The 24,443-nt window shown below is 66.2% G+C and carries 21 protein-coding genes; 11 read left to right on the top strand and 10 right to left on the bottom strand.

Annotation, left to right across the window (positions count from 1 at the left end):
* The first annotated feature begins 56 nt into the window (after positions 1–56).
* The 5 genes from BMY25_RS12930 (at position 57) to BMY25_RS12910 (ending at position 4,057) form a co-directional block, all read left to right on the top strand.
* Positions 57–770 (top strand): ABC transporter ATP-binding protein, encoded by a 714-nt coding sequence (locus BMY25_RS12930; RefSeq protein ID WP_092497174.1) that lies wholly within the window; start codon positions 57–59, stop codon positions 768–770.
* Between the two features lies 1 nt (position 771).
* The gene (locus tag BMY25_RS12925; protein ID WP_092497172.1) at positions 772–1,506 is read left to right on the top strand and encodes an ABC transporter ATP-binding protein; all 735 of its coding nucleotides are present in this window, start codon (positions 772–774) and stop codon (positions 1,504–1,506) included.
* A 3-nt stretch (positions 1,507–1,509) separates the two neighbouring features.
* On the top strand, positions 1,510–2,376 hold the full coding sequence (locus BMY25_RS12920) for a branched-chain amino acid ABC transporter permease (protein WP_092497170.1): 867 nt from the start codon (positions 1,510–1,512) through the stop codon (positions 2,374–2,376).
* Between the two features lies 1 nt (position 2,377).
* On the top strand, positions 2,378–3,454 hold the full coding sequence (locus BMY25_RS12915) for a branched-chain amino acid ABC transporter permease (RefSeq protein ID WP_092497168.1): 1,077 nt from the start codon (positions 2,378–2,380) through the stop codon (positions 3,452–3,454).
* A 69-nt stretch (positions 3,455–3,523) separates the two neighbouring features.
* Positions 3,524–4,057: a 2,4'-dihydroxyacetophenone dioxygenase family protein gene (locus tag BMY25_RS12910; RefSeq protein ID WP_092497308.1), complete on the top strand. Its 534-nt coding sequence runs from the start codon at positions 3,524–3,526 to the stop codon at positions 4,055–4,057.
* Between the two features lie 67 nt (positions 4,058–4,124).
* Here BMY25_RS12910 and BMY25_RS12905 read toward each other — a convergent pair whose 3' ends face one another.
* From BMY25_RS12905 to BMY25_RS12895, 3 genes are all read right to left on the bottom strand, one after another.
* A complete protein-coding gene (locus BMY25_RS12905) occupies positions 4,125–4,883 on the bottom strand; it encodes an SDR family NAD(P)-dependent oxidoreductase (protein ID WP_092497166.1) in 759 nt (252 codons plus the stop codon).
* A gap of 315 nt (positions 4,884–5,198) precedes the next feature.
* Positions 5,199–6,446 carry an MFS transporter gene (locus tag BMY25_RS12900; RefSeq protein WP_092497164.1) on the bottom strand — a complete coding sequence of 416 codons (1,248 nt, stop codon included), beginning with the start codon at positions 6,444–6,446 and terminating at the stop codon, positions 5,199–5,201.
* A gap of 1 nt (position 6,447) precedes the next feature.
* A complete protein-coding gene (locus tag BMY25_RS12895; RefSeq protein ID WP_092497162.1) occupies positions 6,448–7,062 on the bottom strand; it encodes an isochorismatase family protein in 615 nt (204 codons plus the stop codon).
* Positions 7,063–7,291: 229 nt separating this feature from the next.
* Between BMY25_RS12895 and BMY25_RS12890 the strand changes: the two genes are divergently transcribed.
* Positions 7,292–8,221 carry a helix-turn-helix domain-containing protein gene (locus tag BMY25_RS12890; RefSeq protein ID WP_177176854.1) on the top strand — a complete coding sequence of 310 codons (930 nt, stop codon included), beginning with the start codon at positions 7,292–7,294 and terminating at the stop codon, positions 8,219–8,221.
* Between the two features lie 132 nt (positions 8,222–8,353).
* Here the strand turns inward: BMY25_RS12890 and melA (BMY25_RS12885) are convergent, their stop codons facing one another.
* The 6 genes from melA (BMY25_RS12885) to melA (BMY25_RS12860) form a co-directional block, all read right to left on the bottom strand.
* On the bottom strand, positions 8,354–9,667 hold the full coding sequence (melA, locus tag BMY25_RS12885; protein WP_092497160.1) for an alpha-glucosidase/alpha-galactosidase: 1,314 nt from the start codon (positions 9,665–9,667) through the stop codon (positions 8,354–8,356).
* A gap of 49 nt (positions 9,668–9,716) precedes the next feature.
* The gene (locus tag BMY25_RS12880) at positions 9,717–11,351 is read right to left on the bottom strand and encodes an ABC transporter ATP-binding protein (protein ID WP_238858316.1); all 1,635 of its coding nucleotides are present in this window, start codon (positions 11,349–11,351) and stop codon (positions 9,717–9,719) included.
* Between the two features lie 10 nt (positions 11,352–11,361).
* Positions 11,362–12,519 carry an ABC transporter permease gene (locus BMY25_RS12875; protein ID WP_238858315.1) on the bottom strand — a complete coding sequence of 386 codons (1,158 nt, stop codon included), beginning with the start codon at positions 12,517–12,519 and terminating at the stop codon, positions 11,362–11,364.
* A complete protein-coding gene (locus BMY25_RS12870) occupies positions 12,516–13,523 on the bottom strand; it encodes an ABC transporter permease (RefSeq protein WP_092497156.1) in 1,008 nt (335 codons plus the stop codon). The genes BMY25_RS12875 and BMY25_RS12870 overlap by 4 nt, the downstream gene beginning before the upstream one ends.
* 66 nt (positions 13,524–13,589) lie before the next feature.
* Complete coding sequence (locus BMY25_RS12865) at positions 13,590–15,653, bottom strand: ABC transporter substrate-binding protein (RefSeq protein WP_177176853.1); 2,064 nt, start codon at positions 15,651–15,653, stop codon at positions 13,590–13,592.
* Positions 15,654–15,757: 104 nt separating this feature from the next.
* Positions 15,758–17,251, bottom strand: a complete 1,494-nt coding sequence (gene melA, locus BMY25_RS12860) for an alpha-glucosidase/alpha-galactosidase (RefSeq protein ID WP_092497152.1) — start codon at positions 17,249–17,251, stop codon at positions 15,758–15,760.
* 179 nt (positions 17,252–17,430) lie between these two features.
* Here melA (BMY25_RS12860) and BMY25_RS12855 point away from each other — a divergent pair, with 179 nt between their 5' ends.
* Positions 17,431–18,372: an AraC family transcriptional regulator gene (locus BMY25_RS12855; protein ID WP_092497150.1), complete on the top strand. Its 942-nt coding sequence runs from the start codon at positions 17,431–17,433 to the stop codon at positions 18,370–18,372.
* Positions 18,373–18,391: 19 nt separating this feature from the next.
* Here the strand turns inward: BMY25_RS12855 and BMY25_RS12850 are convergent, their stop codons facing one another.
* Positions 18,392–19,375, bottom strand: a complete 984-nt coding sequence (locus BMY25_RS12850) for a LacI family DNA-binding transcriptional regulator (protein ID WP_238858314.1) — start codon at positions 19,373–19,375, stop codon at positions 18,392–18,394.
* Positions 19,376–19,531: 156 nt separating this feature from the next.
* Here BMY25_RS12850 and BMY25_RS12845 point away from each other — a divergent pair, with 156 nt between their 5' ends.
* From BMY25_RS12845 to BMY25_RS12830, 4 genes are read left to right on the top strand one after another with little or no spacing between them, the layout of a single operon-like run.
* On the top strand, positions 19,532–21,064 hold the full coding sequence (locus tag BMY25_RS12845) for a sodium:solute symporter family protein (protein ID WP_092497148.1): 1,533 nt from the start codon (positions 19,532–19,534) through the stop codon (positions 21,062–21,064).
* A complete protein-coding gene (locus BMY25_RS12840) occupies positions 21,039–22,379 on the top strand; it encodes an AGE family epimerase/isomerase (protein ID WP_238858313.1) in 1,341 nt (446 codons plus the stop codon). The genes BMY25_RS12845 and BMY25_RS12840 overlap by 26 nt, the downstream gene beginning before the upstream one ends.
* Positions 22,376–23,113, top strand: coding sequence for a glucosamine-6-phosphate deaminase (locus BMY25_RS12835; protein ID WP_238858312.1), 738 nt, complete (start codon positions 22,376–22,378; stop codon positions 23,111–23,113). The genes BMY25_RS12840 and BMY25_RS12835 overlap by 4 nt, the downstream gene beginning before the upstream one ends.
* 16 nt (positions 23,114–23,129) lie before the next feature.
* Positions 23,130–24,272 carry an N-acetylglucosamine-6-phosphate deacetylase gene (locus BMY25_RS12830; RefSeq protein ID WP_238858311.1) on the top strand — a complete coding sequence of 381 codons (1,143 nt, stop codon included), beginning with the start codon at positions 23,130–23,132 and terminating at the stop codon, positions 24,270–24,272.
* Positions 24,273–24,443 lie beyond the last annotated feature (171 nt).

The raw sequence follows: 24,443 nt of genomic DNA, 5'->3' as shown, positions 1-24,443 counted from the left end.
TCGAGAATCCGGTCGGCGCCTGTCGCGCCGGCCGGCTAGCCAAGTCGGAGGGTGCCATGCTGGAGCTTGTTTCCGTCCGTCGTCATTTCGGTCCGCTCAAGGTCATCGACGATCTCGACCTCTCGGTGGCGAAGGGCGACGTGCTGGGCATTCTGGGCCCGAACGGCGCGGGAAAGACGACACTGTTCAACGTCATTCTCGGCGTTCATCCCGTCAGCGCCGGCCATGTCCGCTTCGAGGGGCGCGACATCACGCGCAAGCGGCCGTGGTCGCGCTGCCAGATGGGCATCGGCAGGACCTACCAAGTGCCGAAGCCGTTCTCCCACATGAGCGTGTTCGAGAACGTGCTGGTCGCGGCTGTCAGCGGCGGCCAGGGCTCCATCCGCGCCTCCCGCGACTGGGCGGTGGAAGTCGTGGAGCTGACCGGCCTCGCTCATCGCATGGAAAGGCCGGCGGGCGAACTCTCGCTGCTCGACCTGAAGCGGCTGGAACTTGCCAAGGCGGTCGCCTGCCGCCCCAAGCTGCTGCTTCTCGACGAGATCGCCGGCGGACTGACCGACATGGAATGCGACGAACTTCTTGAGATCATCCGCGGCGTTCACCGGCAGGGCGCGACCATCGTCTGGATCGAGCACGTGATCCACGCGCTTCGCCGCGCCGCGACCCGTCTGGCGGTTCTCTACGGCGGCAAGATCATCAGCAGCGGAACGCCCGACGCGGTGCTTGCCGACCCGCGCGTGCGGGAGGTCTATCTCGGTGTCGAGGCCTGACATGGCGGGGAGACCGGCGGTCGCACCGACAGGAAACGGCACCCTGCTCGCGGTGGAGAAGCTGTCCGTCTTCTACGGCCAGTTCCGGGCCTTGTTCGGGGTGGACCTGGAGGTCCGGGCCGGGGAGATCGTCTCCATCATCGGCGCGAACGGGGCGGGCAAGTCCTCGCTCCTGAAGGCGATCGTCGGTCAGGTCGGTCGCACCGAGGGACGCATCCTCCTGGAAGGCGCGGACCTGACGGCCCTGCCCACGGCGGAGATCGTGGGCGGCGGCGTGGCGCTGGTGCCGGAAGGCCGGCGGCTCTTCCCCTCGCTCACCGTGGAGGAGAACCTCCATATCGGATGGGAAGTCGGACGGCAGGGCGAGATCGGCTTCGACGAGGTCTACCGATACTTCCCGATCCTGAAGGAGCGGCGGCGGCAGAAAACGCGCGAGCTTTCCGGTGGCCAGCAACAGATGGTGGCGGTCGGCCGGGCGCTTCTCGCCAATCCGCGCCTGCTTCTCTGCGACGAGATCAGCCTCGGCCTCGCGCCCGTCGTCATCAACGAACTCTACGAGATCATCCCGGCGATCCGCGATCGTGGCATCGGCATCGTCGTGGTGGAACAGGACATCACGCGCTCGCTCGCCGTCGCCGACCGCTTCTACTGCCTGCTGGAAGGCCGGGTGAACCTGACCGGCCGGCCGCAGGACACGACGCGCGAGATCGTCGCTCAGCACTATTTCGGGGTCTGAGACATGTTTTTCAGTTGGGCCAACCAAATCCTGCAGGGCGTCCTGGTCGGCGGGCTCTACGCGATGTTCGCGATGGGCCTCTCGCTGTCGGTCGGGATCATGCGCTTCGTCAACATCGCGCATGGCGACCTGATTGTCCTCGTTTCCTTCCTCATCCTGTCGCTGACGCAGGCCTTCGGGCTCGATCCGATCCTCGCCGTGCTGATCACCCTGCCGCTCGCCTTTCTCGGCGGCTACCTGCTGCAGCGCTACCTGCTCCAGCGGGTGATCGGCGAAGGCGTGCTGCCGATCATCCTCGTCACCTTCGGCCTTTCCATCATCATCCAGAACGGGCTGCTCGGCACCTATGGCGCCGATACCCGCAAGGTCGCCGGCGGCGGCATCGAGACGGCGACCCTGATGCTGGGCAAGGGCATCAATGTCGGCGTGCTGCCGCTGGCGATCTTCGTCACGGCCATGGTCATGGTGGCGGGACTGGACCTGCTGCTCTACCGCACGCGCATGGGCGCCCGTATCCGCGCGGTTTCCGACGACGTCTCCTCCGCCAATCTCGTCGGCCTGCCCTCCGCCCACATCTATGCCATCGCCATGGGGATCGTCGGCGTGACGGTGGCGATCTCGGCGGGCTTCATGTCGGTCTGGACGAATTTCGATCCGACGAGCGGGCCAAGCCGCCTGATCACCGCCTTCGAGGCTGTGGTGCTGGGCGGCCTCGGCAGCCTGTGGGGCACGTTGATCGGCGGCATCGTGCTCGGCGTCGCGCAGACACTGGGCGCCCAGTTCGACGCGGCATGGCAGGTGCTGGCCGGCCACATCGTCTTCCTCATCATCTTCATGCTCAGGCCGCAGGGCCTGTTTCCCCGGAACTGAGGTGTCACCGGTGCCCAAGGCTCCCTTCAACGCCTGGCTGGTGCCCGCCGGACGCCTGCTCCTGCTGCTCGGCCTCTGCTTCCTGATCGCCGGCCCGTGGGTCTGCAGCATTCCCCAGCTGCAGCTCCTGACGCAGTTCCTGTCGCTGCTCGTCATCGCCATCATGTGGAACCTGCTCGCCGGCTATGCCGACATCGTTTCCGTCGGCCAGCACGCCTTTGTCGGCATCGGAGCTTATGCCTTCTTCGGCTTTGCCGTCTTCGCCGGGTTCAGCCCCTACCTGGCGCTGCTGGCGGGTGGCGCGACCGCGCTGGTCTTCGCCGTGCCCGTCATGCTGATCATCTTCCGCCTGCGCGCCGCCTATCTCGCGGTCGGCAGCTGGGTGGTGGCGGAAACGCTGATGCTGGGCGCCGGCAAGCTCACCGCCTTCGGCGGCGGCTCGGGCGTCAGCATGCCCGTCTCCGTGGTCCGGTCGCTGGGCGTGCAGCCGGCGCTGCGCTATTCGCACATCTACTGGCTGGCGCTCGCGGTCGCCGCCGTGGCACTCGCCACCACCTGGCTCCTGATGCGCTCGCGCATCGGCCTCGGCCTCACCGCCATGCGCGACAACGAGGAGGGCGCGGGCTCCGTCGGCGTCAACCTGATCCGCTCGCGCATTCTCTGCTTTCTCTGGACGGCGCCGTTCCTCGGCCTCGCCGGCGGCATCATCACGCTGCAGAAGCTTCGCGTCGCGCCGCCCGCCTCCTTCTCGATCACCGACTGGACGGTCTACGTGATCTTCATCGTGGTGATCGGCGGCATCGGCAGCTTCGAGGGGCCGATCATCGGCACGGTGGTGTTCTTCCTGATCCGGCAATACCTCGCCGAGATCGGCGTCTGGCACTTCATCATCCTGGGCATGCTCTCCATCGGGGTCATCATGGTGGAACCGCGCGGCCTCTGGGGCATCCTGCGCCGCGTCGTGCCGGGCGACCTCATCCCCGTGTCGCACCGGCCGCCGGCGCGGCCCCTCGCCGGGTCCGACAGCGCGCCCTCCGGCACGCACCTGAAGGAGCCGCATTCGACGCCCGCCGGCTGACCCGCCGGGGCGATCGCCTGCCACGGACGATCAGCAACAGCCCCGGAGGGGGCGGTGACGGAGGAAGCCATGCCTGAAGCTGCGACGGGGGAATTCTGGAAGGACCTCAAGCCGATCACCACGGTGTTCCAGCCGAACGCCCTGCCGGAAGTCTACACCGCGGACGCCGCCACCGGGGACGAGCGCTACTACGTTCCCTTCACGGAAACGGTGTCCTCGCGCCCGCTCTGGATCTCGCCCAGCCAGAACAAATGGTGCGACGTGCTGACCGCCAGACGGGCCGGGCTGGTGAACCGGTATTACCATCCCCATCAGGTCTTCGCCTATACGATCTCCGGAAAATGGGGTTACCTGGAGCACGACTGGACCGCCACGGCGGGCGATTTCATCTACGAGACTCCGGGCGAGGGGCATACGCTGGTCGCCTACGAGCACCGGGACCCGATGAAGGCGATCTTCATTGTCGAGGGCCCGCTGATCTGGCTCGACGAGGACGGCGAGCCGAACGGCTATTTCGACGTCCACAAGTACATCGCCATGTGCAAGGCGCACTACGATGCGGTGGGACTGAGCGCCGACATGATCGACGCGCTGCTCCGCTAGCCCGCTCGACGATACGCGGGCGGGGCGGGGAAGGCGGGTTGTCCCCGGGGAAGGGTCCAGCGGAAGATCAGGCGCTCATCCCGCCGTCCACCATCAGCGTGGTTCCGGTGGTGAAGCTGCTCTGGTCGGAGGCGAGATATAGCACGGACCGGGCGATTTCCTCGGCGCGGCCGTGGCGGCCCATCGGGATGATCTCGTCGAAGAACGCCCCGCCATCGCGGCCGATGATGGTTGAAAGATCGGCCTCGACCGCGTGCTGAAAGCCGTTCTCGATCGGTCCCGGATGGATCGTGTTGACCCGGATGCCTCTGGGCGCGAGTTCCTTTGCAAGGCAGCGCATCAGCCCCACCTGCGCATGTTTGGCCGTGATATAGGCGTAGACTCCCGGGTCGCCGCGGGTGCCGGCAACGCTTGAGGTGATGACGATGCTGCCGCCGCGCCCCATGTGCGGCACCGCGGCCCGGCAGACGAGAAAGGCGCCTTTCACGTGCACGGCATAGACGGCGTCGAAAGTGGCCTCCGGGTAGGCTTCGATGGGCGCCACCGTGCCGAAATTGCCCGCATTGCTGAAGACCGCGTCGATGCCGCCCCAGCGTCGGACCGTTTCCGCCACGAAGGCTTCGACGCTTTCGCGTGACGTGACGTCCGCCTGCATGGTGGCGAGATCCCGGCTTGCAAGTTCTGCCGCCGCCGCTTCGAGTCGCTCCCGGTCGAGATCGACAAGCATCACCCTGGCGCCCTCGGCCAGGAACAGCTTCGCCGTTTCCATCCCGATGCTCCCGGCGCCGCCGGTGATCACGCAAACCTTGTCCTGCAGCTGTGCCATGTGCCTCCCCCCGGATCCTTTTGGACCGATATTCTCACCGCTCGTCACGGTGTCGTTCCCGGGAGTGAACCAGATCGCTCGCCGGTCGACAACTGGATGGATGCCAAACTATTCGTCGTGGCGGTGATCTGGAGCGGAGCGTCGCAGGCCGCTCGGCGGCGGGTCGTTCCCGATGCTGGGAACGATTGCTCCTGGCAGCCGCCATACCCTGCGAAAGATGCCGTCGCCGAACCGGGAGCGGCCGCCCGGTGAGTTTGGGGCGGGGGCTTCCGATCGCCGCTCGGAAGCCTCCGCCCACTTATTCTGGCAGGCAGGTCATCCGGCCGGGATGGCGACCACAGCCGTTTTTCCGGGCGCGGTCTCGCGCAGGAAGAGGCTGACGAACGCCCCCAGCACCAGGCCCGACAAGGCGAGATACAGGGTGTACTGGATGCCGTATCCGTCTGCCACGATACCCGCCAGGAACGGAGCGACCCCGCCGCCGAAGATCTCACCGGCTCCAGACACCAGGCCGATGGCCGATGCGATCAGGGCTGCCGGCACTGCTTCCATCGCGATCGGGCCGGTGAAGAGCGCCAGCAGGCCGAGGCAGAAGAAGGCGGAGCAGAACAGCAGGGCGAAGAGCATCGTGGGGCTCGCGCCCGTCCGGGAGAAGAGCCAGAGGAAGATCGCCGCGCCGATAAAGGCGAGGATGGCGGCGAGTTTGCGCCCGATCAGGTCGGAGATACCCGGCACCGCGAATTCGCCGAGAAAGCCGCCGAACCCGATCGCCGACATCACGAAGCCCATCTGCTGCCCGCCGAGCTTGAGGTAATCCACGAGATAGTTCGGGATCATCGCGCCCATCACGAAGATGCCGCTCATCGCGCAGAACAGCCCGATAATGGCGGTGAGCACATTCCGGTTGCTGAAGAGCTCCCCCCAGCCCGGGCGCGCCTGCGAACGTTTTGCCGGTTGCTGGACGGACGCGGAGGGAATGGCGCGAGGTTCGCGGATCACGAAATACATGATGGCCGCCAGGATTATTCCCGGAAGGGCCGAGATCACGAAGACCCACCGCCAGGAGGGGACCACCTGAAGGAGCTGCGTGGCGATGATCGGGGCGAAGCCGAAGCCGAAGAGGGCGAACAGGCTCATCTGCAGGCCCTGATTGAGGCCGCGGCGCTTCGGGTGCGACGCTTCCCCGGTGGCCGCGACACTGGTCGGGCAATAGGAGCCCTCCGCCAGTCCCATCAGGATGCGGATAAGCAGCAGGCCGGCGAAGCCGCCCGTCCAGCCGGAAAGGGCAGACAGCACCGAGAAGATGAGGATCGCCGGGAGGATCACCTTTCGCCGGCCGATCCGGTCGGAGACGTTGCCCATGAGGATCGAGAACACGCCCCAGGATATGCCGAGCACGCCAACGATCGTGCCAAGATCCTTATAGGTGAGCGACAGGTCCGCCATGATGGCGGGGAAGAGCGGCGTGATCAGCCAGCGATCCAGCCCGACGAGGCCAAAGCCGAGCCCCAGCAGGGTGACTGCCTTCCATTCGTAATTCGTGTCGAACTTGCTCTCGGTCATCTCACATTTCCCCCAGGAACTCGTCGCACCGCATCACCCGGGCGAAAACCCTGCCCAGGATGTCGCACGAGGCGTTGTGCGACGCTTCGTCGAAGCCGCCATTGGCGTCGCTGATGAAGGCGACCTTGTAGTCGCGCATGAACGCGCTGCGCGCCGTGGATTCGCAGCACACGCTGGTAACGGTGCCGATGATCACCAGGGTGTCGACCTGCCGCTCGCCGCGGATGTTGCGCAGCACGGTTTCCAGCTGCGTGTCGTGAAAGGCGTCGTAGCGGTGCTTGGTGACGATGACGTCACGCGGCAGCGGAGCGAGTTCCGGCACGATCTCGACGCCGGGCGTGCCGGCGCGCATGCCGGAGGTCTTCAGCCTGGGCTGGTAGGCGGCTTCCAGCGGCGAGATGTCGAACTCGTCATGCAGGACGTGCCGCGTGTAGATGACCGGGATGCCCGCGCCGCGGCAGGCCTCGACGACCCGCGCCATCGTGGGAATGGCCCTGCGCGCCATGGCCACCTCCATGATGGCGCCCTCCTCCACGAAGTCGCGTTGCATGTCGACGACGATGAGGGCCGCCCGGTTTCGGTCGAACCGCCAGGGGATGCTGCTTGCTTCGGACATCGACAGAAATCTCCTTTCAGGCAGGGGCTACCGCAAAGGCCGGTCGCTCCTGGCTGCCGTCGACCTTATCCGCCGCTCTTGCCGCCGCCAGCCGGGCCGCCCGCGAAAGGGCGAGATGTCCGGAATTGACAAGAATGGAGTCCTTCCTCGACAAGTATCCGGGGCCGCCATGTCATCGGCCGGACATGCGGCATGCGATCGGAGCCGGCGGGTGTGCCGCGAGGGGGCAATGACGGAAGAACGCAGCCACGCGCGCATCTCCACGATGGATGTGCCCGAGAGCGAGCGCATCGAATACTGGGAGGCTTACAACGTCGCGAGCCTGTCCGGGGTGCGTTGCTCCACCCACGCGGCGGACGGACTGCGCGTAAGCGCCGATCATTACGACCGCAACGGCTTCCGCATCAGCGATATCCGGGGCGAGCAGCACATCGTCGAGCGCACCCCGGAAATCATGAAGCGCCAGCCGCTGGACTCGCTTTTCGCCTGCCTTCTTCTGGAAGGAGACGCGTTCTTCTTCCAGGGGGAGCACTGCCTGACGCTCCGAGCCGGAGACCTTCTGGTCTACGATGCCGACCGCCCGTTCCTTTACGGCTTCACGCGCCGCATGCGGCAGATCCTGATCGAGCTGCCGCCGTCCACGCTGGCGGGCGGCGATGCCGATGCCCGCCGCACGCGAGCCGTCAAGATCGACGGCGGGATCGGCGGCGGTCGCGTTCTCACCGCGACGCTGAACCGCGCCTTGCAAGAGCTTATGGTGCGCCACGACCCGGCAAGCGTGCGGGCCTGCCGGCAAGTCCTCGATGAGGCGCTGAGCGGCCGCAACTCCGCGAGGAAGTTCGGCATGCTCGCGGCGGCGATGACCATCATCGAGGAAAACCTGGGGGACTTCGCGCTCCGGCCGGACTTCGTCGCCCACCGGCTTCGCGTGTCCCCGAGGCATCTGAACCGATTGTTCGAGCCGACCGAAACCACGGTCGCGGAGTACATCCGCAACCAGCGACTGGAGCGTGCGCGGACCCTGCTTTCCGATTGTCCCCGGGGCACCGGCATTGCCGAGATCGGCTACCGCTGCGGATTTTCCGATCCCGCCTCATTCTCCCGGCTGTTCAAGCAGCGCTACGGGACGACACCCTTGCTGGCTCGGCAGGGAACCTGACGGTTTCGGTGCCCGACGCGGAGGTGGCGGCGTTTCGCGAGACGGTCTGCACCGATCACCCGGGACGCCGACGCGGTTTCCCGAAGACGACGACAGCCGTCGCCGCCATTGCCGGCAGCAACGGCTCGCGCGTCAGTTCAGCATCGGCAGCCAGCCTTCGTGAGCGTCGATCAGGTCGTCGACGAGGCGTGAAATGTCCTCCAGCGGCAGTTCTGCCGCCGTATGGGGGTCCAGCATCGCTGCCTGCTTGACGTGATCGCGGCGACCGGTCGCCAGGGCTTCGACCGTCAGCGCCTGCACGTTGATGTTGGTCTGCATCAGGCTCGCCAGCTCGATCGGCAGCTTGCCGACCCGGATCGGCTGGATGCCGTTATGGTCGACGAGGCAGGGAACCTCGACACAGGCATCCGCCGGGAGGTTGTCGATCAGCCCGTCGTTGCGAACGTTGCCGTTGATCACCGTCGCCTCGCCGGTGAGCTCCGCCATGATGATGCGGGCGGCATATTCGTGAGTTCGCTTCACCTCGATGCCGCCGCCGGCCACGAGCTGTTTTTCCTGCTCGTTCCAGGTGGAGAGCTGGACCTCGCAGCGGCGGATATATTCGTCGAGCGGGATGTTGAACTGCTCGATCAGCTCAGGCCGGTTGCGCTTGATGAACCACGGCACGTATTCCGAAAAGTGTTCCGAGGATTCGGTGACGAAGTAGCCGAAGTGCTTCATCACCTCGTAGCGGACGCGGTTCCAGTCCGGCGCCCGGCCCTCCTGATAGACCTGCCGGATGCGCGGATAGAGATCCTCGATCGAGCCGTCAGGCAGCCGGCGCTCGAACTTGAGGTAGAACGACATGTGGTTGATGCCGGCGCAGAGATAGCGGATCTCATCGATCGGCACGCCGATATCCTCCGCCAGCTCCTTGCTCGTGCCCTGCACGGAATGGCAGAGGCCGACGGTGCGGATTTCCGGCACGAAGCGCGACAGCGCCCAGCAGTTCATCGCCATCGGGTTCACGTATTGCAGCATCAGCGCGTTCGGGCAGACTTCCGCCATGTCGCGCGCGATGCCGACCAGGACGGGCGCTGTGCGCAGGCCGCGCATGATCCCGCCGATGCCGAGCGTGTCGGCGATGGTCTGGCGCAGGCCGTACTTCTTCGGGATTTCGAAATCCGTCACCGTGCCCGGCTTGTAGCCGGCGACCTGGATCATCAGCACGACGTAATCGGCCCCTTCCAGCGCCCTGCGCCGGTCGGAATAGGCTTCGATCGTGGGCGACGCGCCGACGGCCTCGGCCACCTTGGAGGCGACGAGCCGGGAGGTCTCCAGCCGATGCTCGTCGATATCCATCAGCGCGATGGTGGACTGCGCCAACAGCGGCTCCTGGAGGATGTCACCGAGGAGGTTCTTCATGAACACCGTGGAGCCGGCGCCGATCATGGCAATCTTGGTCATGGGAAACGTCCCTGTTCTGAAATGATTGGGAGGGCGAGGGGGGCGGCGCTCAGGCGTCCACCTCCAGCGCGGCGCGGATCAGGCGGCGCGTATAATCATGGACCGGCGCATCCATCACCTGCGCCGTCTCCCCGGTTTCCACCACCTGGCCCGCGGACATGACGGCGACGCGGTGGCAGAGCGCGCGCACCACCTTCAGATCGTGGCTGATGAAGAGATAGGTCAGCCCGTAACGGACCTGGAGATCGCGCAGGAGGTCGATGATCTGCGCCTGGACGGAAAGATCGAGCGCGGAGGTCGGCTCGTCCAGCACGATGAATTCCGGCTCCAGTGCAAGCGCGCGGGCGATGGCGATGCGCTGTCTCTGGCCGCCGGAGAACTCGTGCGGATAGCGGTTCAGCACGTTGGGATCGAGGCCGACGTCGGAAAGGGCGCGGCGCACCCGGACCAACCGGTCGCGACTGCCGGTGCCGATCCCGTTGACGATCAGCCCTTCCTCGATCAGCTCGCGAACCGACAGGCGCGGGTTGAGCGAGGCGAAGGGATCCTGAAACACGACCTGGATCCTGGTGCGGAAAGGCCGCATCTCCGCCTTGTCCTTGTCGTCCAGGCGCTCGCCATGGAAAAGGATCCTTCCGCTGTCGTTGTGGATCAGCCGTAGCACCGCCTTGCCGAGAGTGGTCTTGCCGGAGCCGGATTCGCCCACCACGCCCAGCGTTTCGCCCTGCCGGATATCGAGGCTGATGTCGTTCACGGCCACGAGCTGGCGGGTCTGGCGGCTGAAGAGGCCGCCCCAGTTCAGGGTGTAGGCTACGCAGAGCTTGTCGACGTCCAGCACCGTCGCGGCGTCCGCCTGCAACGGTTGCGGCGTGCCCTTGGGCTCGGACGCGAGGAGGCGCTGCGTATAGGGATGCTGCGGATGGCGGAAGAGTTCCTCCGTCCCGTTGCTCTCCACGAGCTTGCCCAGCCGCATCACGGCGACCCTGTCGGAGACCTTCTCCACGATGGTGAGGTCGTGGGTGATCAGGACGACGCCCATGTTGTAGCTCGCCTGCAGCTGCGCGATTAGCTTCAGGATCTCCGCCTGCACGGTGACGTCCAGCGCGGTCGTGGGTTCGTCGGCGATCAGGAGGTCCGGCTCGTTGGCGATGGCCATGGCGATCATCACGCGCTGTCGCTGGCCGCCGGAGAGCTGGTGCGGAAACTGCTCCAGCCGGGCTTCTGGCTCGGGAATATGCACCTGCTTCAACAGGTCGAGCGAACGCGCCAGCGCCTGCTTCTTCGTCAAGCGCTGGTGCAGCATCAGCGTTTCCGCGATCTGGCTGCCGATCTTGTAGATCGGGTTCAGCGACGACATCGGCTCCTGGAAGATCATCGCGATCTTGTCGCCGCGAATGGAGAGCATCTGGCGTTCACTGGCCATGTCGATGCGCTGGCCGTCGAAATGGATCCGCGTTTCCTTGCCGATCAGCGCCGTGCGCGGCAGGAGCCGCATGATCGCGCGGGCGCTGACGGACTTGCCGGAGCCGGATTCGCCGACGATCGCCAGCGTCTCGCCGCGGTCGACATGGAAGCTGACCCCGTCCACCGCCTGCACGGTATTGTCCTGCAGCTTGAACCGCACGGAGAGGTCGCGGACGTCGAGGAGGTGACCGGTCGTGGCGATGAGCGGGGCGCCTGGCATGGCGAGCTCCTCAGTTCTGGTAGGGGTCGATGGCATCGCGCAGCCCGTCGCCCAGCATGTTGAAACCCATCACCGTGATCAGAATCGCGACGACCGGCGTCAGCACCCAGGGATAGGACCCGAGATTCTGCAGGTCGCTCGCCGCATTGAGCAGCAGCCCCCATGACACGAGCGGCGCGCGCACTCCGATGCCGAGGAACGAGAGGAAACTCTCCAGCAGCACGATGGAGGGGATCATCAGCGTGGTCGCGACCACGACGTGGCTGAGCACGTTGGGCAGGATATGCCGGAGCACGATGCGCGGCGTTCGCGTGCCGACCGCCTCGGCGGCGACGATGTAGTCGAGGCTCGCCACCGACAGGGTCTTGCCGCGCACCTCGCGGGCGAGCTGAGCCCATTTCATCACGGAGAGAATGCCGACCAGCGCCAGGAAGACGCGGAAGGGATCGGCGTTGCGCGGAATGATCACGACCAGCGCGAAGTAGAAGGGCAGTTCCGGCAGCGCCAGGATGAACTCGACGATCCGTTGCAGCCAATGGTCGACCGCGCCCCGGAAATAGCCGGACACCATGCCGACCAGCGTGCCGATGATGACGGAGATCGTCACCACCACCGCCGCCATCAGCAGCGTCAGCCGGCTGCCGATCAGCAATCGCGAGAGCATGTCCCGCCCGTCCCTGTCGGTTCCGAGCACATGCCAGCCGCAATCGGGGGCGGGGGCAAAGAGGTGCCGGTCGGTGCGGATGCCGAAGAAGCTGTACGTCCAGCCCTTGCCGAAAACGGACACGGAGCAGCGCGTCGCCGTGTCGATCGTCGGCACCAGTTCATAGGTGTCGGGATCGAGGTCGAGCTTCACCGGATTTGTGAAGGGCAGAGGGTGGAACCCGTCATCGGCGAAGACATGCAGGCGCTGCGGCGGCAGGTAGATGCTTTTGCCGTCGCGCTGGTAGGGATCGTAGGGCGCCAGCACGCTGGCGAAGATCGCGGTGAGCATGATCAGCGCCACGAGAACCGCGCCGACGAGGCCCAGCCGATGCCGGCGGAACCGTCGCCAGACCAGGCCCATATAGCTGCGCGAGCGAACTTCGCGGATTTCGGAACTGGCGACGAGCGCGCCGTCCGCGAAGACGAGGTCGGTCGCGGGATCGTTGATGGGGGGCATGGTCATGGGTGCGCTCCCTGCCGGATGCGCGGATCGATCAGCGCGAGGGCCAGGTCGGCGAGGAGATTGCCGACGACGAGAAGCACGGACAGGAACAGGAAGATGGTCGCGGTGACGTAGATGTCCTGCGAGATCAGCGACTGGAACATCAGCGGGCCGATCGTCGGGACCGAAAGCACGATCGCGGTCTCCAGCTCGCCGGAGATCATGTAGGGCATGATGACGCCCTGATACATGACGAGCGGGTGGATCGCGTTGGGCACCGCGTGCTTCAGGATCACCTTGCGCTCCGGCAGGCCCTTGGCCCGCGCCGCCTCGATGAAGGGCTGTCGCAGCACGTCCAGCAAATTGCCGCGCATGACGCGGAGATTGTAGGCGAGGCCGCCGAAGCTGGCGATCAGGATGATCGGCCAGACATGGAGGAAAAGGTTGCCGAGGCGGCCCAGCGACCACGGCGCGAAGACGTAATCGGCCGAGAACAGCGAACCGATATTCGGCGAGTGGATCACGAAAGCCAGGAGATAGAGGATCACCAGCGCCATGAAGAAGCGCGGGATCGTCATGCCGAGAAAGGCGAAGGTGGTGGCGATGCTGTCGCCGAGCCGGTGCTGGTTGACGGCGGCGAAGATGCCGAGCCCGGCGCCGATCACGGTGGCCAGCAAATGGCAGACGATGGCGATGCCGAGCGTCCACCAGATGCGCTGTCCGATGACTTGCGCGGCCGGCTTGTTCTGCCTGAATGACGGGCCGAAATCGCCGTGGCCGACGATGCCGCCGATCCAGTGCAAGTACTGGACGGGCAGCGGCCTATCGAGCCCGAGCCGCACCCGTGCGGCCTGCGCCATGGCTTCCGCTTCGGTCTCGCTCATGCCGCCGCGGCTCATTGCGTCAGCCTTGAGCGTCGTCGCGTAGTCCCCGGGAGGGGCCTGGATCAGCAGAAACGAGACGATGCTGACGACAAAGATCAGGCCGATGGCGGACACCAGACGCCGCATCAGGAAGTAAAGCATGGCATGCCTTCCGTTCCGGTTTTGGAGATCCGGGCCGGATCGCTCCGGCCCGGGCACGGCAGCGGACTATTTCACGCCCGGCAGAGTCTTCGGCGCGAGTTCGCTCACCTTGCCCTGATCCTGCTTGGCCACCCAGAACCGCTCGCGCATCGAGGCATCCTCGCCCCAGCCATAGGCCAGCACCGGCGTGCCCGGCGGCACGTTGTGGAAGCGCTTGTTGATCAGGATCGCGGCGGGAACGGCGACAAGACCGACCTGATAGACGTTCTCCGTCGCCACCTTGTCGTAATCGCGCAGCAGGGCGTTGCGCTTGGCCGGATCGACCTCCGTGCGGATCTGGCCGATGATGTCCACCAGCTGCTTCTCGAACGGGAGGAGGTTCTGGTTCTCCTGCGCCGTGCCGTGGTGCCATTCCGGATTGTTCGCCGCCAGCGGCGCGATGCGGTCGAGGTAGAGCAGCGGTGCCTGCGCGTCATGGTCGATGCGGCGGACCATCCAGTCCCACTGGCAGGTGCCGATGGTGTTCTCCAGCTCCGTCGAATTCGGCTGCAGCAGGATGGAGACGCCGAGATCCCGCATCATGGAGACCACGGATTGCGCGACATTGGAATCGGTCGTGTAGAGCGTCGTGTACAGCAGGTTGATCTGCAGGTTCTGCCCGGCCAGAGGGCCGCTCATGGCGGTCTTCGGCCAGTTCACGATGCCGTCGCCGTCGGTATCCTTGAAGCCGAGTTTGGCCAGCGCCGCCTTCGCGCCTGCAAGGTCATACGGATAATAGACCGCCATGTCCGGCTGGCCGAAGTCGGATTCCAGATGCAGCCCGCCGGGGAAGGGCGTGATGAACGGCCCGCGCACGAGGCTCTGGCCGATCGCTTCGCGGTCCATCCCCTGTGTGATGATCCGGCGGAAATCCAGCGTCCGGTTGAGGTTGCGGATCGCCTTGTCGCGATCGTTCTGCACGCCGCAATTCGTGGAATAGTTCAGCAGCACCGACCAGTCGAGCGCTCGCGCGCCCCAGATGATCTTGTCGGGGAAGTCCGGGTTCTTCGCCTGCCGCAGCGATTCCAGGTAGATCGACGGATCTTCCATGTTGGCGTAGTCGGCCGAGCCCGCGACGGTCTGGACCGTCCGGTCCTCCCACGTGGAAAGCTTGTATTGCACCTCGTCGAGGTAGGGCAGTTGGTTGCCCTTCTCGTCCACCTCGTAGAAATACGGGTTGCGCCGCATGACCATCAGCTGGTCCGGCTTGTATTCCGTGACGGTCCACGGCCCCATCGACACGACCGGCGTGTTCTCCGGCTTCAGGGCGTTGATGTAGCTCTGGTAGGTCGCGCTCTTGTTGTACTTCGGATGCAGCGGCTTCAGGATGTGCGCCGGACCCGGGCAGAGCTTCTGGAAACCCATCTGATAGAGGGTCGTCGCCGGATTCTTTTCCTTGAAGTGCCAGCGGATGGTGTTGTCGTCGACCTTCTCCAGCGTCGTGCCGGCACCGAACGCCTCGGGCCGTCCCCAGGCCGGAACGTTGAGATCGCCCATGTTGTCGTTCCACAGGAACATCACGTCGTCGGCGCCGAAAGGCTGGCCGTCCGACCACTTCGCGCCTTCCAGCAGATGCATGGTGAGCGCGTGGCCGTCATCGGACCATTCCCAATGCGTCGCCAGCTGCGGCAGCGGCTCCGATTTTTCCGGCGTCAGCATCCAGACCGGAGCGAGGCGGACGAGGCACTGGCTTTCGATCTCCTCCACGCCGCCCCAGGCGAGGATGTTGCCGGCCATCCAGTTCCAGCCTTGCGGGCGCGCACCGGACACATGGCGGATGACGCCGCCATAGACGCCCGTTCCCTCCACCGATGAAGTGTCGACGACGATGGGCTTGGCGGGGAGACGATCCTTGACCGGCGGCAGCTTGCCCTGGTCGACAAGCGCCTTGACCCAGTCCGGCTCGGAATAGGATGGCAGCGCCTTGATCTGCATCAGCTTGTCATAGGCGACCTGCGTCCGCTCGCCCTTCTGCAGCGACTTGCCGGCCGGCACCGGCACCGGGCCTTTCAGCTCCTGCGCGCGGGCAACGCCCGCCGACCACAGACCGAGACACGCGACGGCTGCAACCGTCGTCCTCCAATGCATCATCGTCTTCCCTCCCATTGCGCCGATGTCCGGCCGGCTGCCATTCGGCAGCTCTGTTGTCCCGGAGGCCGGACGTTGCCGGCCTCTCGTCGTCGTTCCCGTCGTCCTCAGGCTCCGGGCATCTGGCCGAGGGCCGCCTCCTTCTTTCGGGAGGTCGCCTCGCGCACTTCGGAGACGGAGCGCACGCGCTGGCGCGCCGCGCCGGCCCAGTCGGTGGTCTGCACCGTCGAGCGGCTGGCGCGCTCGCGGGCGGCCGGGATCGCCTCGGCATATTGCGGCAGCCATTCCGCCTGCGCCACGAGCAATTCGTCCACCATCGCCCAGACCTCTTCCGGCGAGCAGACGGCGCCCACCAGCGGATCGTGCAGCACCGCCAGCTTCAGGAGTTCCACGTCGCCGGTCATCGCGGCGTGGACCGACATGCGCTGCACGTTGACGGAGGCGATGCAGGTCGCGGCCGCGGCTTCCGGCAGGGTGACGCCGGCCGTCATGTTGAGGCCGAACCGATCGACGAAGCCGGGGCTTTCCACGATGCAGTCGGCCGGCAGGTTGGTGATGATCCCGTTGTTGCGGACGTTGAAATGCCCGCGATAAACCCGGTCGGTTTCCAGCGCTTCGAGGATCCAGCTCGCATGCTCGTCGGTGCGGCGGGAAGCGTCGATCGGCTGGCCGGCCTCCTCCAGGAACTGCGGGAAGTCCGTCTCGAACCAGTTCCGGCTTTCCGTGGTGTAGCGGAGATAGCCGCCGGTCTCGCCGTGGATCCAGTCGGACAAATCGATCCAGTTCAGGATCTCGCCCGGCCGCTTGCGATACCACGGCAGATATTCGGAGAGATGGCCGTTGGACTCGGTGGAATAGAAGCCGAAGCGCTTCAGGACGTCGATGCGGACCTTCTCCTGCTGGCTGAAGACGGGATGGCGCTCGAAGGCCTCGACCAGTTCGTCCTTCGAGATCTTCCGACCTCCATAGCGGATGTCCAGGTACCAGGTCTGGTGGTTGATGCCGGAGCAGAAGATGTCGACGTCTTCCTTGCGCTCCGCGCCGAGCGCCTTGGCGATCTGCCGCCAGCCGTTCTGCACGCCGTGGCAGAGGCCGATCGTATCGACGCCGCCATATTCCAGCGCGGCCCAGGTGTTCATCGCCATGGGGTTGGCGTAGTTCAGGAGCTTGGCGCCCGGCTCCGCGACCGCCTTGATGTCCCGGCAGAAGTCGAGGATCACCGGGATGTTGCGCTGGCCGTATAGGATGCCGCCGGCGCAGATCGTGTCGCCGACGCACTGGTCGACGCCGTATTTCAGCGGGATCTCGATATCGTGGCGGTAGGCCTCCAGTCCGCCGATCCGCGTGCAGTTGATAATGTAGCGCGCGCCTTCCAGCGCCTCGCGACGCTCCGTCGTCGCCGTGACGCGCGTCGGCAGCCCGTTCACCGAGACGATCCGCTCGACGATCTGCCGGACGAGATCGAGGTTGTGCGCGTTGATGTCGGTCAGCGCGAACTCGATATCCTGCAGCTCCGGCACGCAGAGAATGTCGGTCACGAGCTTCTTGGTGAACCCGACGCTGCCCGCGCCGATAATGGCGATCTTGATCCCTGAGGACATCCGAACCTTCTCCCTTCCCTTCGGCCCCTCGTTCCTGAAGCGATCGGCTCCGGCGGGCGGCTCTGGCGAGAAACGCTCGCCTTTGGTCGGAGCGCGGGTGAAATTCACTCGCGGCATCGACGTTTGAAAGAGTAATACCGATTGGAGCAGCCGAAGTTCTAGAGCGGAATTGTGCTGATATGGGTGATTTTGTGCTCGATGCCCTGACGCGGAACGGCCCGGTGATGAAGACGCTTTCGCTGCCGCGCGGACGCCACCGGCTGCACGCCATGCCCACCAATTTCGGCTACGACCGCGTCACCAGCCAGAGCTACGACTGGAGCGGCCGCAAGCGGGGCGAGACGCCCTTCACCGTCCTGCAGCACACCCTGAGCGGGCGGGGCCATCTCACCTACGACCGTCGCCTGCACCGGATCGAGGCTGGCGACACCATGCTCGTGATGATCCCGCACGATCACCGCTACTGGCTGGCGGAAGGGGACCATTGGGAGTTCTTCTGGATTTCCATGTACGGTCAGGAGGCGCTGCGGCTGCAAAAGACGATCCTCGATGTTCGCGGTCCGGTTTTCCGTCTTTCGGAAGAGGCGATCGGGCTTCTTGCCGCGAGCTGTCACGGGCTCCTCGAAAGAGCCGGTCAGGATCTCCCGGAGCGGCCAGGCACGGCCTCGTCGCTCGCCTACCAGGCTTTGATGGCGCTCTACGACGACCTGCTCGCTCCCCACTCCGACAGCGCCGGCGGCGAGGACGCGGGCACTCTCGACGCCATCCGGGGCTACGTCCGGGAGCATCTCGACCAACCGCTCGACGTGGAAGCGCTGGCGCGGCTCGCCGGTTTCAGTCGCGCCCATTTCACCCGCATCTTCACCGCGGCCGAAGGCATTCCCCCCGCCGAATACGTGTTGAACGAGCGCATGCGCCGGGCCGCCCGCTTGCTGGAGAGCGGCGACCTCCCGGTAAAGGCGATCTCGATCGCCTGCGGCTTTTCCGATCCCAACTACTTCGCCAAGGCCTTCCGCCGTACCTTCGGCACCAGCCCCACGGAGTTCCGCACCACGGGGATGTATGCGGTGAACAGGGCGCTCGACGAAAGCTTCCGCGCCAGCGAACCCGCGAGATCGTGACGCCGCGCCAGCGTCTCGACTACGAGCCCTGGCGGGCGATCGCGGTGGTCGCGCGGACGATCAGGGTCGTGGGCAGACGCAGGGTTTCACCTGCCTGACTTCCCCCCAGGAGGCCCATCAGCATGTCGGTCGCGAGGCGGCCGGCATCGTCGGCGCCGGAGGAGATGGTCGTCAGCGGCGGATAGGTCCTGGCGCCCAGCACATCGTCGCAGCCGATCACGCTGATCGTGCCCGGCACGTCGACACCCGCCGCAGAGAAGCCCGCGAGCAGGCCATGCGCCATGGAATCGTCGAAGGCGATCGCAGCGGTGACCCTCGTGTCCACTGCCAGCCGCGCGGCCGACGCACCGCCTTCGAAGGAAGGCTGCTCGCCCTCTATCAGCGCCAGATCCAGCCCGAGATCCCGCGCCCCCCGGGATGCGGCCGACCATCGCTGCTGGTTGGACCACGATGCCGACGGTCCGCTGACATAGGCAATGCGCCGGTGCCCGAGTTCGTGAAGATGCCGGATCGCGTCCCCGACGCCCTGGGCGCTGTCGATCAGGACGCGCCCGAGGCCCGCGATGTCGCGGTTCACCAGCACCACCGGCCGTCGCGCGGCATGGGCCCGGATTTCCGCATCCGAGAGGCGTGAGGACGCGAGGATGAAGCCGTCGACCTGCCCGGAGAGCCGCTTCAGGAGGACGTTCTCCCGCTCGGGGTTCTCGTCGGAATTGCCGAGAAACACGCAAGCCCCGGACAGGTCCGCCTGCTTCTCCACCGCACGGATCAAGGGGGGAAAGAACGGATTGCCGACATCGGGCACCAGAAGCGCGATGTTGCCGAACCGGCCGGTGGACAGGGCACGGGCGACCTGGCTCGGCACGTAGCCGAGCCGCGCCGCGACGTCCCGCACCAGCGCGACCGTTTCCGGGTTCAGCATGTCCGGCCGGGTGAAGGCGCGGGACACGGTGGAACGGGAAACGCCCGCGGCTTCCGCAACCTGCTGGATCGTCGGGTTCACAACACCGTCCGTATCGAACTCATCCCTTCTTCTATCCGGATGGCCGGCACGAGCAAGCGAGCAGGCGATAATCTTCTATGCAACCGGTTGCATGTTGACCGGAAACCGATTGCATAGAAGTATGAGAGCACAAGGCAGAATGCCGGAGGGGAAAATATGTCCATTTTGGATTGGGCCGTGCTGACGGCGTATTTCATCTTGATGATTGGCGTCGGTATCTGGGCGCGGAGCAAGGTGAAGAACGCGCGCGACTTCTTCACCGCCGGTGGCGCGATGCCCTGGTGGCTGTCCGGCGTGTCGCATCACATGTCGGGCTACAGCTCCGCCGTCTTCGTCGGTTATGCCGCGATCGCCTATACGGCCGGCTTCACGATCTATGTCTGGTGGGCCTGCACGATCACCATCGCCATGGTGGTGGGCGCCTTTACGTTCGCGCCGCGCTGGGCGCGGCTGCGCCAGCGGCTCGACGTGATCTCTCCCCTGGAATATCTGACGACCCGCTACAACGTGCCGACCCAGCAGGTGCTGGCCTGGAGCGGCGGCGCCCTCAAGGTCTTCGACGTCGGCGCGAAATGGACCGCGACGGCGCTGCTGCTCAACGTCTTCGCCGGCGTGCCGCTGGTCTGGGGCGTGCTGCTGACCGGCGGCGTCACGCTGATCTACGCGACGGTGGGCGGCCTCTGGGCCGATGCGATGACCGATTTCAGCCAGTTCCTGATCCAGCTCGTCGCCGGCATCGTGATGTTCATCGCGGCTGCCGCCAGGCTCGGCGGTTTCGGTTCGGTGTTCACGATCTGGGACCAGCTGCCGGAAGGGCATTCGCACCTCTTCAACGGCCAGTACACGGCGGTCTTCGCGCTGGTCTATCTCCTGATCAACACGCTGTCCTACAATGGCGGCACGTGGAACCTGGCGCAGCGCTTCATCGCCGCGCCCAACGGTTCGCAGGCCCGCAAGGCGGCGCTGCTGTCCGCCGCGCTCTATCTGGTCTGGCCGTTGATCCTGTTTTTCCCGATGTGGGCCGCGCCGATCCTGCTGCCGAACCTCGCGGAGCCGCAGCAATCCTATGCCATCCTGACGGAAACCCTTCTGCCGCGCGGCCTGATCGGCCTCGTGCTCGCCGGCATGTTCGCGCACACGATGGCGATGACCTCTTCGGACGCCAATGCCGTTTCCGCCGTGGTCACCCGCGACATCCTGCCGGCGGTCTGGAAGGGGATCCGTACCGTGTCGGAAAAGACGGAACTCCGGATCGGCCGCATCAGCACCTTCGTCTTCATCGCTCTGTCCATGGTGATCGCGCTTTCCGCCAAGAACTTCGGCGGCGTGCTCGGCCTGATCATCCTCTGGTTCGGCGCGCTGGTCGGACCCATCGCGATCCCCATGCTCTTCGGCCTGCTGCCGGCGTTCCGGCGCAGCGGTCCCTCCGCGGCCATCGGCTCCTGGGCGCTCGGCATTCTCGCCTTCGTGCTGATCAAGTATGTCTTCGCCGGCGAGATCAAGGCGCTCAACCCGGACTGGACGACCACCATCACGGTTGCCGGGCCGGTGCTCTGCTCGATGGTGAGCTACGTGGTGATCGGCCTGATCGATCCCTGGCACAAGCCCGCCTCCGACGCGCTGATCGCCTCCATCGGCACGGAAATGCCGGAGGAAGAGCAGCGTGCACTGGCCGCCGCCCGTGCCTGATTTCGGCACGACGGCAGAGCTTGAGAAGCTGCGGGCCGGCGTCTCCCGTCACCTGACGGAAGACGTGCTCGCCTGGTGGCTCCGGCATGGGCCGGACGACGCGCGGGGCGGTGTCTTCACCTGCTGGTCGAACGACAATTCCCGCCTTCTCTCGCGCGACAAGTACACCTGGTCGCAGGGGCGGTGGATCTGGCTGATGGCGCGCCTGTCGCGCGCGGCGCGGCTGGGCCTCGTCGATCTCGACGGTGCGAAATGCCTGGAGCGGGCGGAACGGACGGCGCTCTTCCTGGAGAGCCATGCGCTGCTGCCCGATGGCAGCACCGCGTTCCTGCTGGCGGAAGACGGAATGCCGAAGGAGCCGGAGGTCGGCGGCGGTCTTCATACCAGCGTCTTCGCCGATCTCTTCGTGGCGCTCGGCTTCGCCGCTCTTTCGGCGGAAACCGGGAGCGACCGCTGGGGCGAGGCGGCCGACCGTCTCCTCCAGAACGCGCGGGACCGCATCCTCGCCGGCCGCGCGCGCACGGAGCCCTATCCCGTGCCGACGGGCTTTGGCAGCTTTGCCCTGCCGATGATCCTGGTGGGCGTGGGCGCGGAGGTCCATGCCGCAACGGGATCGCACGCTTCCGCCGGAACGGTCATCGACGCGATCGGGCAGATCGAGGGCGAGTTCCTGCAGGGGGCGGACGTCTTCGAGATGAAGCCGGCCGATCCGGAGCTTGCGGATACGCTGCTGGCCCGGCATCGCACGCCCGGTCATGTGCTGGAGGCCTGCTGGTTTTTCCTGCATGCCGGCGAGATGGTGCGCGACCGTTGGGCTTTCGCGCAACACGCGCTGTTCAAGCCGGACGTGCTGGCGGATATCGCCGTCCATGCCGCCACCATCGGCTGGGACACGGAAGCGGGCGGGCTGTTTCGCTATGTCGACCGCGACGGCGGCGAACCGCGCGGACGGCTGGTGGACGACCGCTACGAGCGGCTGGTGCAGGAAACCTGGGACACCAAGCTTTGGTGGCCGCACGCCGAGGCGCTCTACACCATGCTGCTCCTGCATCTGGAAACCGGTCGCGAGGATGTGGGCGCCTGGTACGACCGGCTTTCCCGCTACATCTCCGCGACGTTTCCGGGCCGCCCGGGAGAGGAGTGGATCCAGATCCGCGACCGGCAGGGCGCTCCGTTGACCAGAACCGTGGCGCTGCCCGTCAAGGACCCGTTCCACATCGCGCGATCGCTGCTGCTGATCCTCGAACGATTGCCGCCGCAACCGGCGTCATCTCCCGATACGACCAACGAACCCAGGGATAACGGCCCAGAATGAATTTCCAGATCTCTCCGACACGGGCCGAGATGGGCCGCGCCGCCGCAGCCGACGTGGCCACGACGCTTCGCTCGCTGCTGGACCGGCAGGACCGCGTCCGCATGGTCTTCGCGGCCGCGCCGAGCCAGTCCGACATGCTGGAAGCCCTGCGCGCCCAGCCCGGCATCGACTGGAGCCGCGTCACCGCCTTCCACATGGACGAATATATCGGCTTGCCCGAGGATGCGCCGCAGCGCTTCGCGCTCTGGCTGCGCGAGCACCTCTTCGACCGGCTCCCCTTCGGTACGGTCAACCTCATCGACCCCGGACAGGACCCGGCGCAGGCCGTGCGGAACTACGCGGCGCTGCTCGCCGCCGCTCCCATCGACATCGTCTGCATGGGCATCGGCGTGAACGGGCATATCGCGTTCAACGATCCGCCGGTGGCCGATTTCGGCGATCCGCTGGACGTGAAGATCGTGGAGCTCGACGATGTCTGCCGGCAGCAGCAGGTGGATGACGATTGCTTCGCGAGCTTCGACGACGTGCCCGAGCGGGCCGTGACCCTTACCGTTCCGCGCCTGCTTCGGGCCGCGAAGATCTTTTGCGTGGTGCCGGGCAAGGCCAAGCGCGAGGCCGTGCGGCAGACCCTGGAAGGGCCGGTTTCGACAGCCTGTCCCGCGAGCGCGCTGCGTGGTCACGCGGACGCGACGCTCTATCTGGACGCCGCCTCCGCGCCGACGGGCCGGGGCTAGCCAGGTGGAAAGCGGTTTGGCCCGCACCATCACCGGCAGGGACCCGGCTTCCGGTCTCCCGCTCGCTGTCACCGTCGCGGACGGGATGATCGCGGCGATCGGCGAGGGGCCGTCCGACGCGGAGGACTGGCTGGGGCCGGGGCTGATCGACCTGCAGGTCAACGGTTTCGCCGGGCACGACCTGAACGCCCCCGGTCTCCTTCCGGAGACGGTGAAGGCGCTGGCGCACGTGTTGCGCGCCAACGGCGTGACCACCTTCCTGCCGACGCTGATCACGGCGTCCGAAAGCTCGATCGGCGCGGCGTTGCGGGCCATCGCGCGGGCACGCGAAAGCGATCCCGACCTGGCGCATTCCATTCCGTGCGTCCATGTCGAGGGCCCGCATATCTCCCCCGAGGACGGACCGCGCGGGGCCCATCCGCGCGAGCACGTCCGCCCGCCGGATCTGGCCGAATTCCACCGATGGCAGGAAGCCTCGGGCGGGCTGGTCGGCATGGTGACGCTGTCGCCGCATCATCCCGAAGCTCCCGATTATATCCGAGCCCTGACGGGGGAGGGGGTGCACGTCGCCATCGGGCACACGCATGCGGGCCCGGAGGAGATCCGCGCGGCGGTGGATGCCGGCGCGGCGCTTTCCACCCATCTCGGCAACGGCGTTGCGGCTACCCTGCCGCGCCACCCCAACCTCATCTGGGCGCAGCTTGCCGATGATCGCCTCACCGCCTCCTTCATTGCCGACGGCCATCACCTTCCCGCCGACGCCTTCAGGGCGATGCTCCGCGCCAAGGGGCTGGAACGCGCGGTGCTGGTGTCCGATACGGCGGCGCTCGGAGGTCTGCCGCCCGGTACGTATCGCCAGCCGATCGGCGGCGACGTGGAATTGCGGGAAGACGGTCGCCTCGGGATTGCCGGCACGCCCTACCTCGCCGGCGCGGCGCGTCCGCTGATCGAGGATATTCCGATCGCGATGCGGATGGGCGATCTTTCCCTCGCGGACGCTCTCCGGCTGGCGACCGTCAATCCCGGCCGCTTCGTCGGCGGGCGTGCCCGCATCGAGGTGGGGGCTTCCGCCGACCTGATCCGCTTCGCCTGGGAACCCGGCGCGACGCGGCTCCGGGTGAAAGAGCTGGTGCTGAGGGGTGTCACCGCCACGTCCTGACGTGACGCGTGCCGATCTCCGTCAGCGGCCCTCCCGCTCTCTCTGCCCTCGTGTTCCGAGTGGGCCGATGTGTGTGCCGGATGCGGTTCTGCGGATATCGGGTTGCCCCATCGGTCAGGATGGCCCCGAAGAAGTCGGCGAAGTCGCGCCCGGGCTATATGGCGACCGCCT

Source organism: Faunimonas pinastri (assembly GCF_900110915.1).
GTDB classification, from domain to species: Bacteria; Pseudomonadota; Alphaproteobacteria; order Rhizobiales; family Afifellaceae; genus Faunimonas; species Faunimonas pinastri.
This window is presented reverse-complemented; position numbering and strand designations above follow the sequence as displayed.

Coding starts and splice junctions, on each gene's coding strand:
- BMY25_RS12930 (WP_092497174.1), top strand. CDS start 57: ATGCTGGAGCTTGTTTCCGTCCGTCGTCATTTCGGTCCGCTCAAGGTC.
- BMY25_RS12925 (WP_092497172.1), top strand. CDS start 772: ATGGCGGGGAGACCGGCGGTCGCACCGACAGGAAACGGCACCCTGCTC.
- BMY25_RS12920 (WP_092497170.1), top strand. CDS start 1,510: ATGTTTTTCAGTTGGGCCAACCAAATCCTGCAGGGCGTCCTGGTCGGC.
- BMY25_RS12910 (WP_092497308.1), top strand. CDS start 3,524: ATGCCTGAAGCTGCGACGGGGGAATTCTGGAAGGACCTCAAGCCGATC.
- BMY25_RS12905 (WP_092497166.1), bottom strand. CDS start 4,883: ATGGCACAGCTGCAGGACAAGGTTTGCGTGATCACCGGCGGCGCCGGG.
- BMY25_RS12900 (WP_092497164.1), bottom strand. CDS start 6,446: ATGACCGAGAGCAAGTTCGACACGAATTACGAATGGAAGGCAGTCACC.
- BMY25_RS12895 (WP_092497162.1), bottom strand. CDS start 7,062: ATGTCCGAAGCAAGCAGCATCCCCTGGCGGTTCGACCGAAACCGGGCG.
- BMY25_RS12890 (WP_177176854.1), top strand. CDS start 7,292: ATGACGGAAGAACGCAGCCACGCGCGCATCTCCACGATGGATGTGCCC.
- melA (WP_092497160.1), bottom strand. CDS start 9,667: ATGACCAAGATTGCCATGATCGGCGCCGGCTCCACGGTGTTCATGAAG.
- BMY25_RS12880 (WP_238858316.1), bottom strand. CDS start 11,351: ATGCCAGGCGCCCCGCTCATCGCCACGACCGGTCACCTCCTCGACGTC.
- BMY25_RS12875 (WP_238858315.1), bottom strand. CDS start 12,519: ATGACCATGCCCCCCATCAACGATCCCGCGACCGACCTCGTCTTCGCG.
- BMY25_RS12870 (WP_092497156.1), bottom strand. CDS start 13,523: ATGCTTTACTTCCTGATGCGGCGTCTGGTGTCCGCCATCGGCCTGATC.
- BMY25_RS12865 (WP_177176853.1), bottom strand. CDS start 15,653: ATGATGCATTGGAGGACGACGGTTGCAGCCGTCGCGTGTCTCGGTCTG.
- melA (WP_092497152.1), bottom strand. CDS start 17,251: ATGTCCTCAGGGATCAAGATCGCCATTATCGGCGCGGGCAGCGTCGGG.
- BMY25_RS12855 (WP_092497150.1), top strand. CDS start 17,431: ATGGGTGATTTTGTGCTCGATGCCCTGACGCGGAACGGCCCGGTGATG.
- BMY25_RS12845 (WP_092497148.1), top strand. CDS start 19,532: ATGTCCATTTTGGATTGGGCCGTGCTGACGGCGTATTTCATCTTGATG.
- BMY25_RS12835 (WP_238858312.1), top strand. CDS start 22,376: ATGAATTTCCAGATCTCTCCGACACGGGCCGAGATGGGCCGCGCCGCC.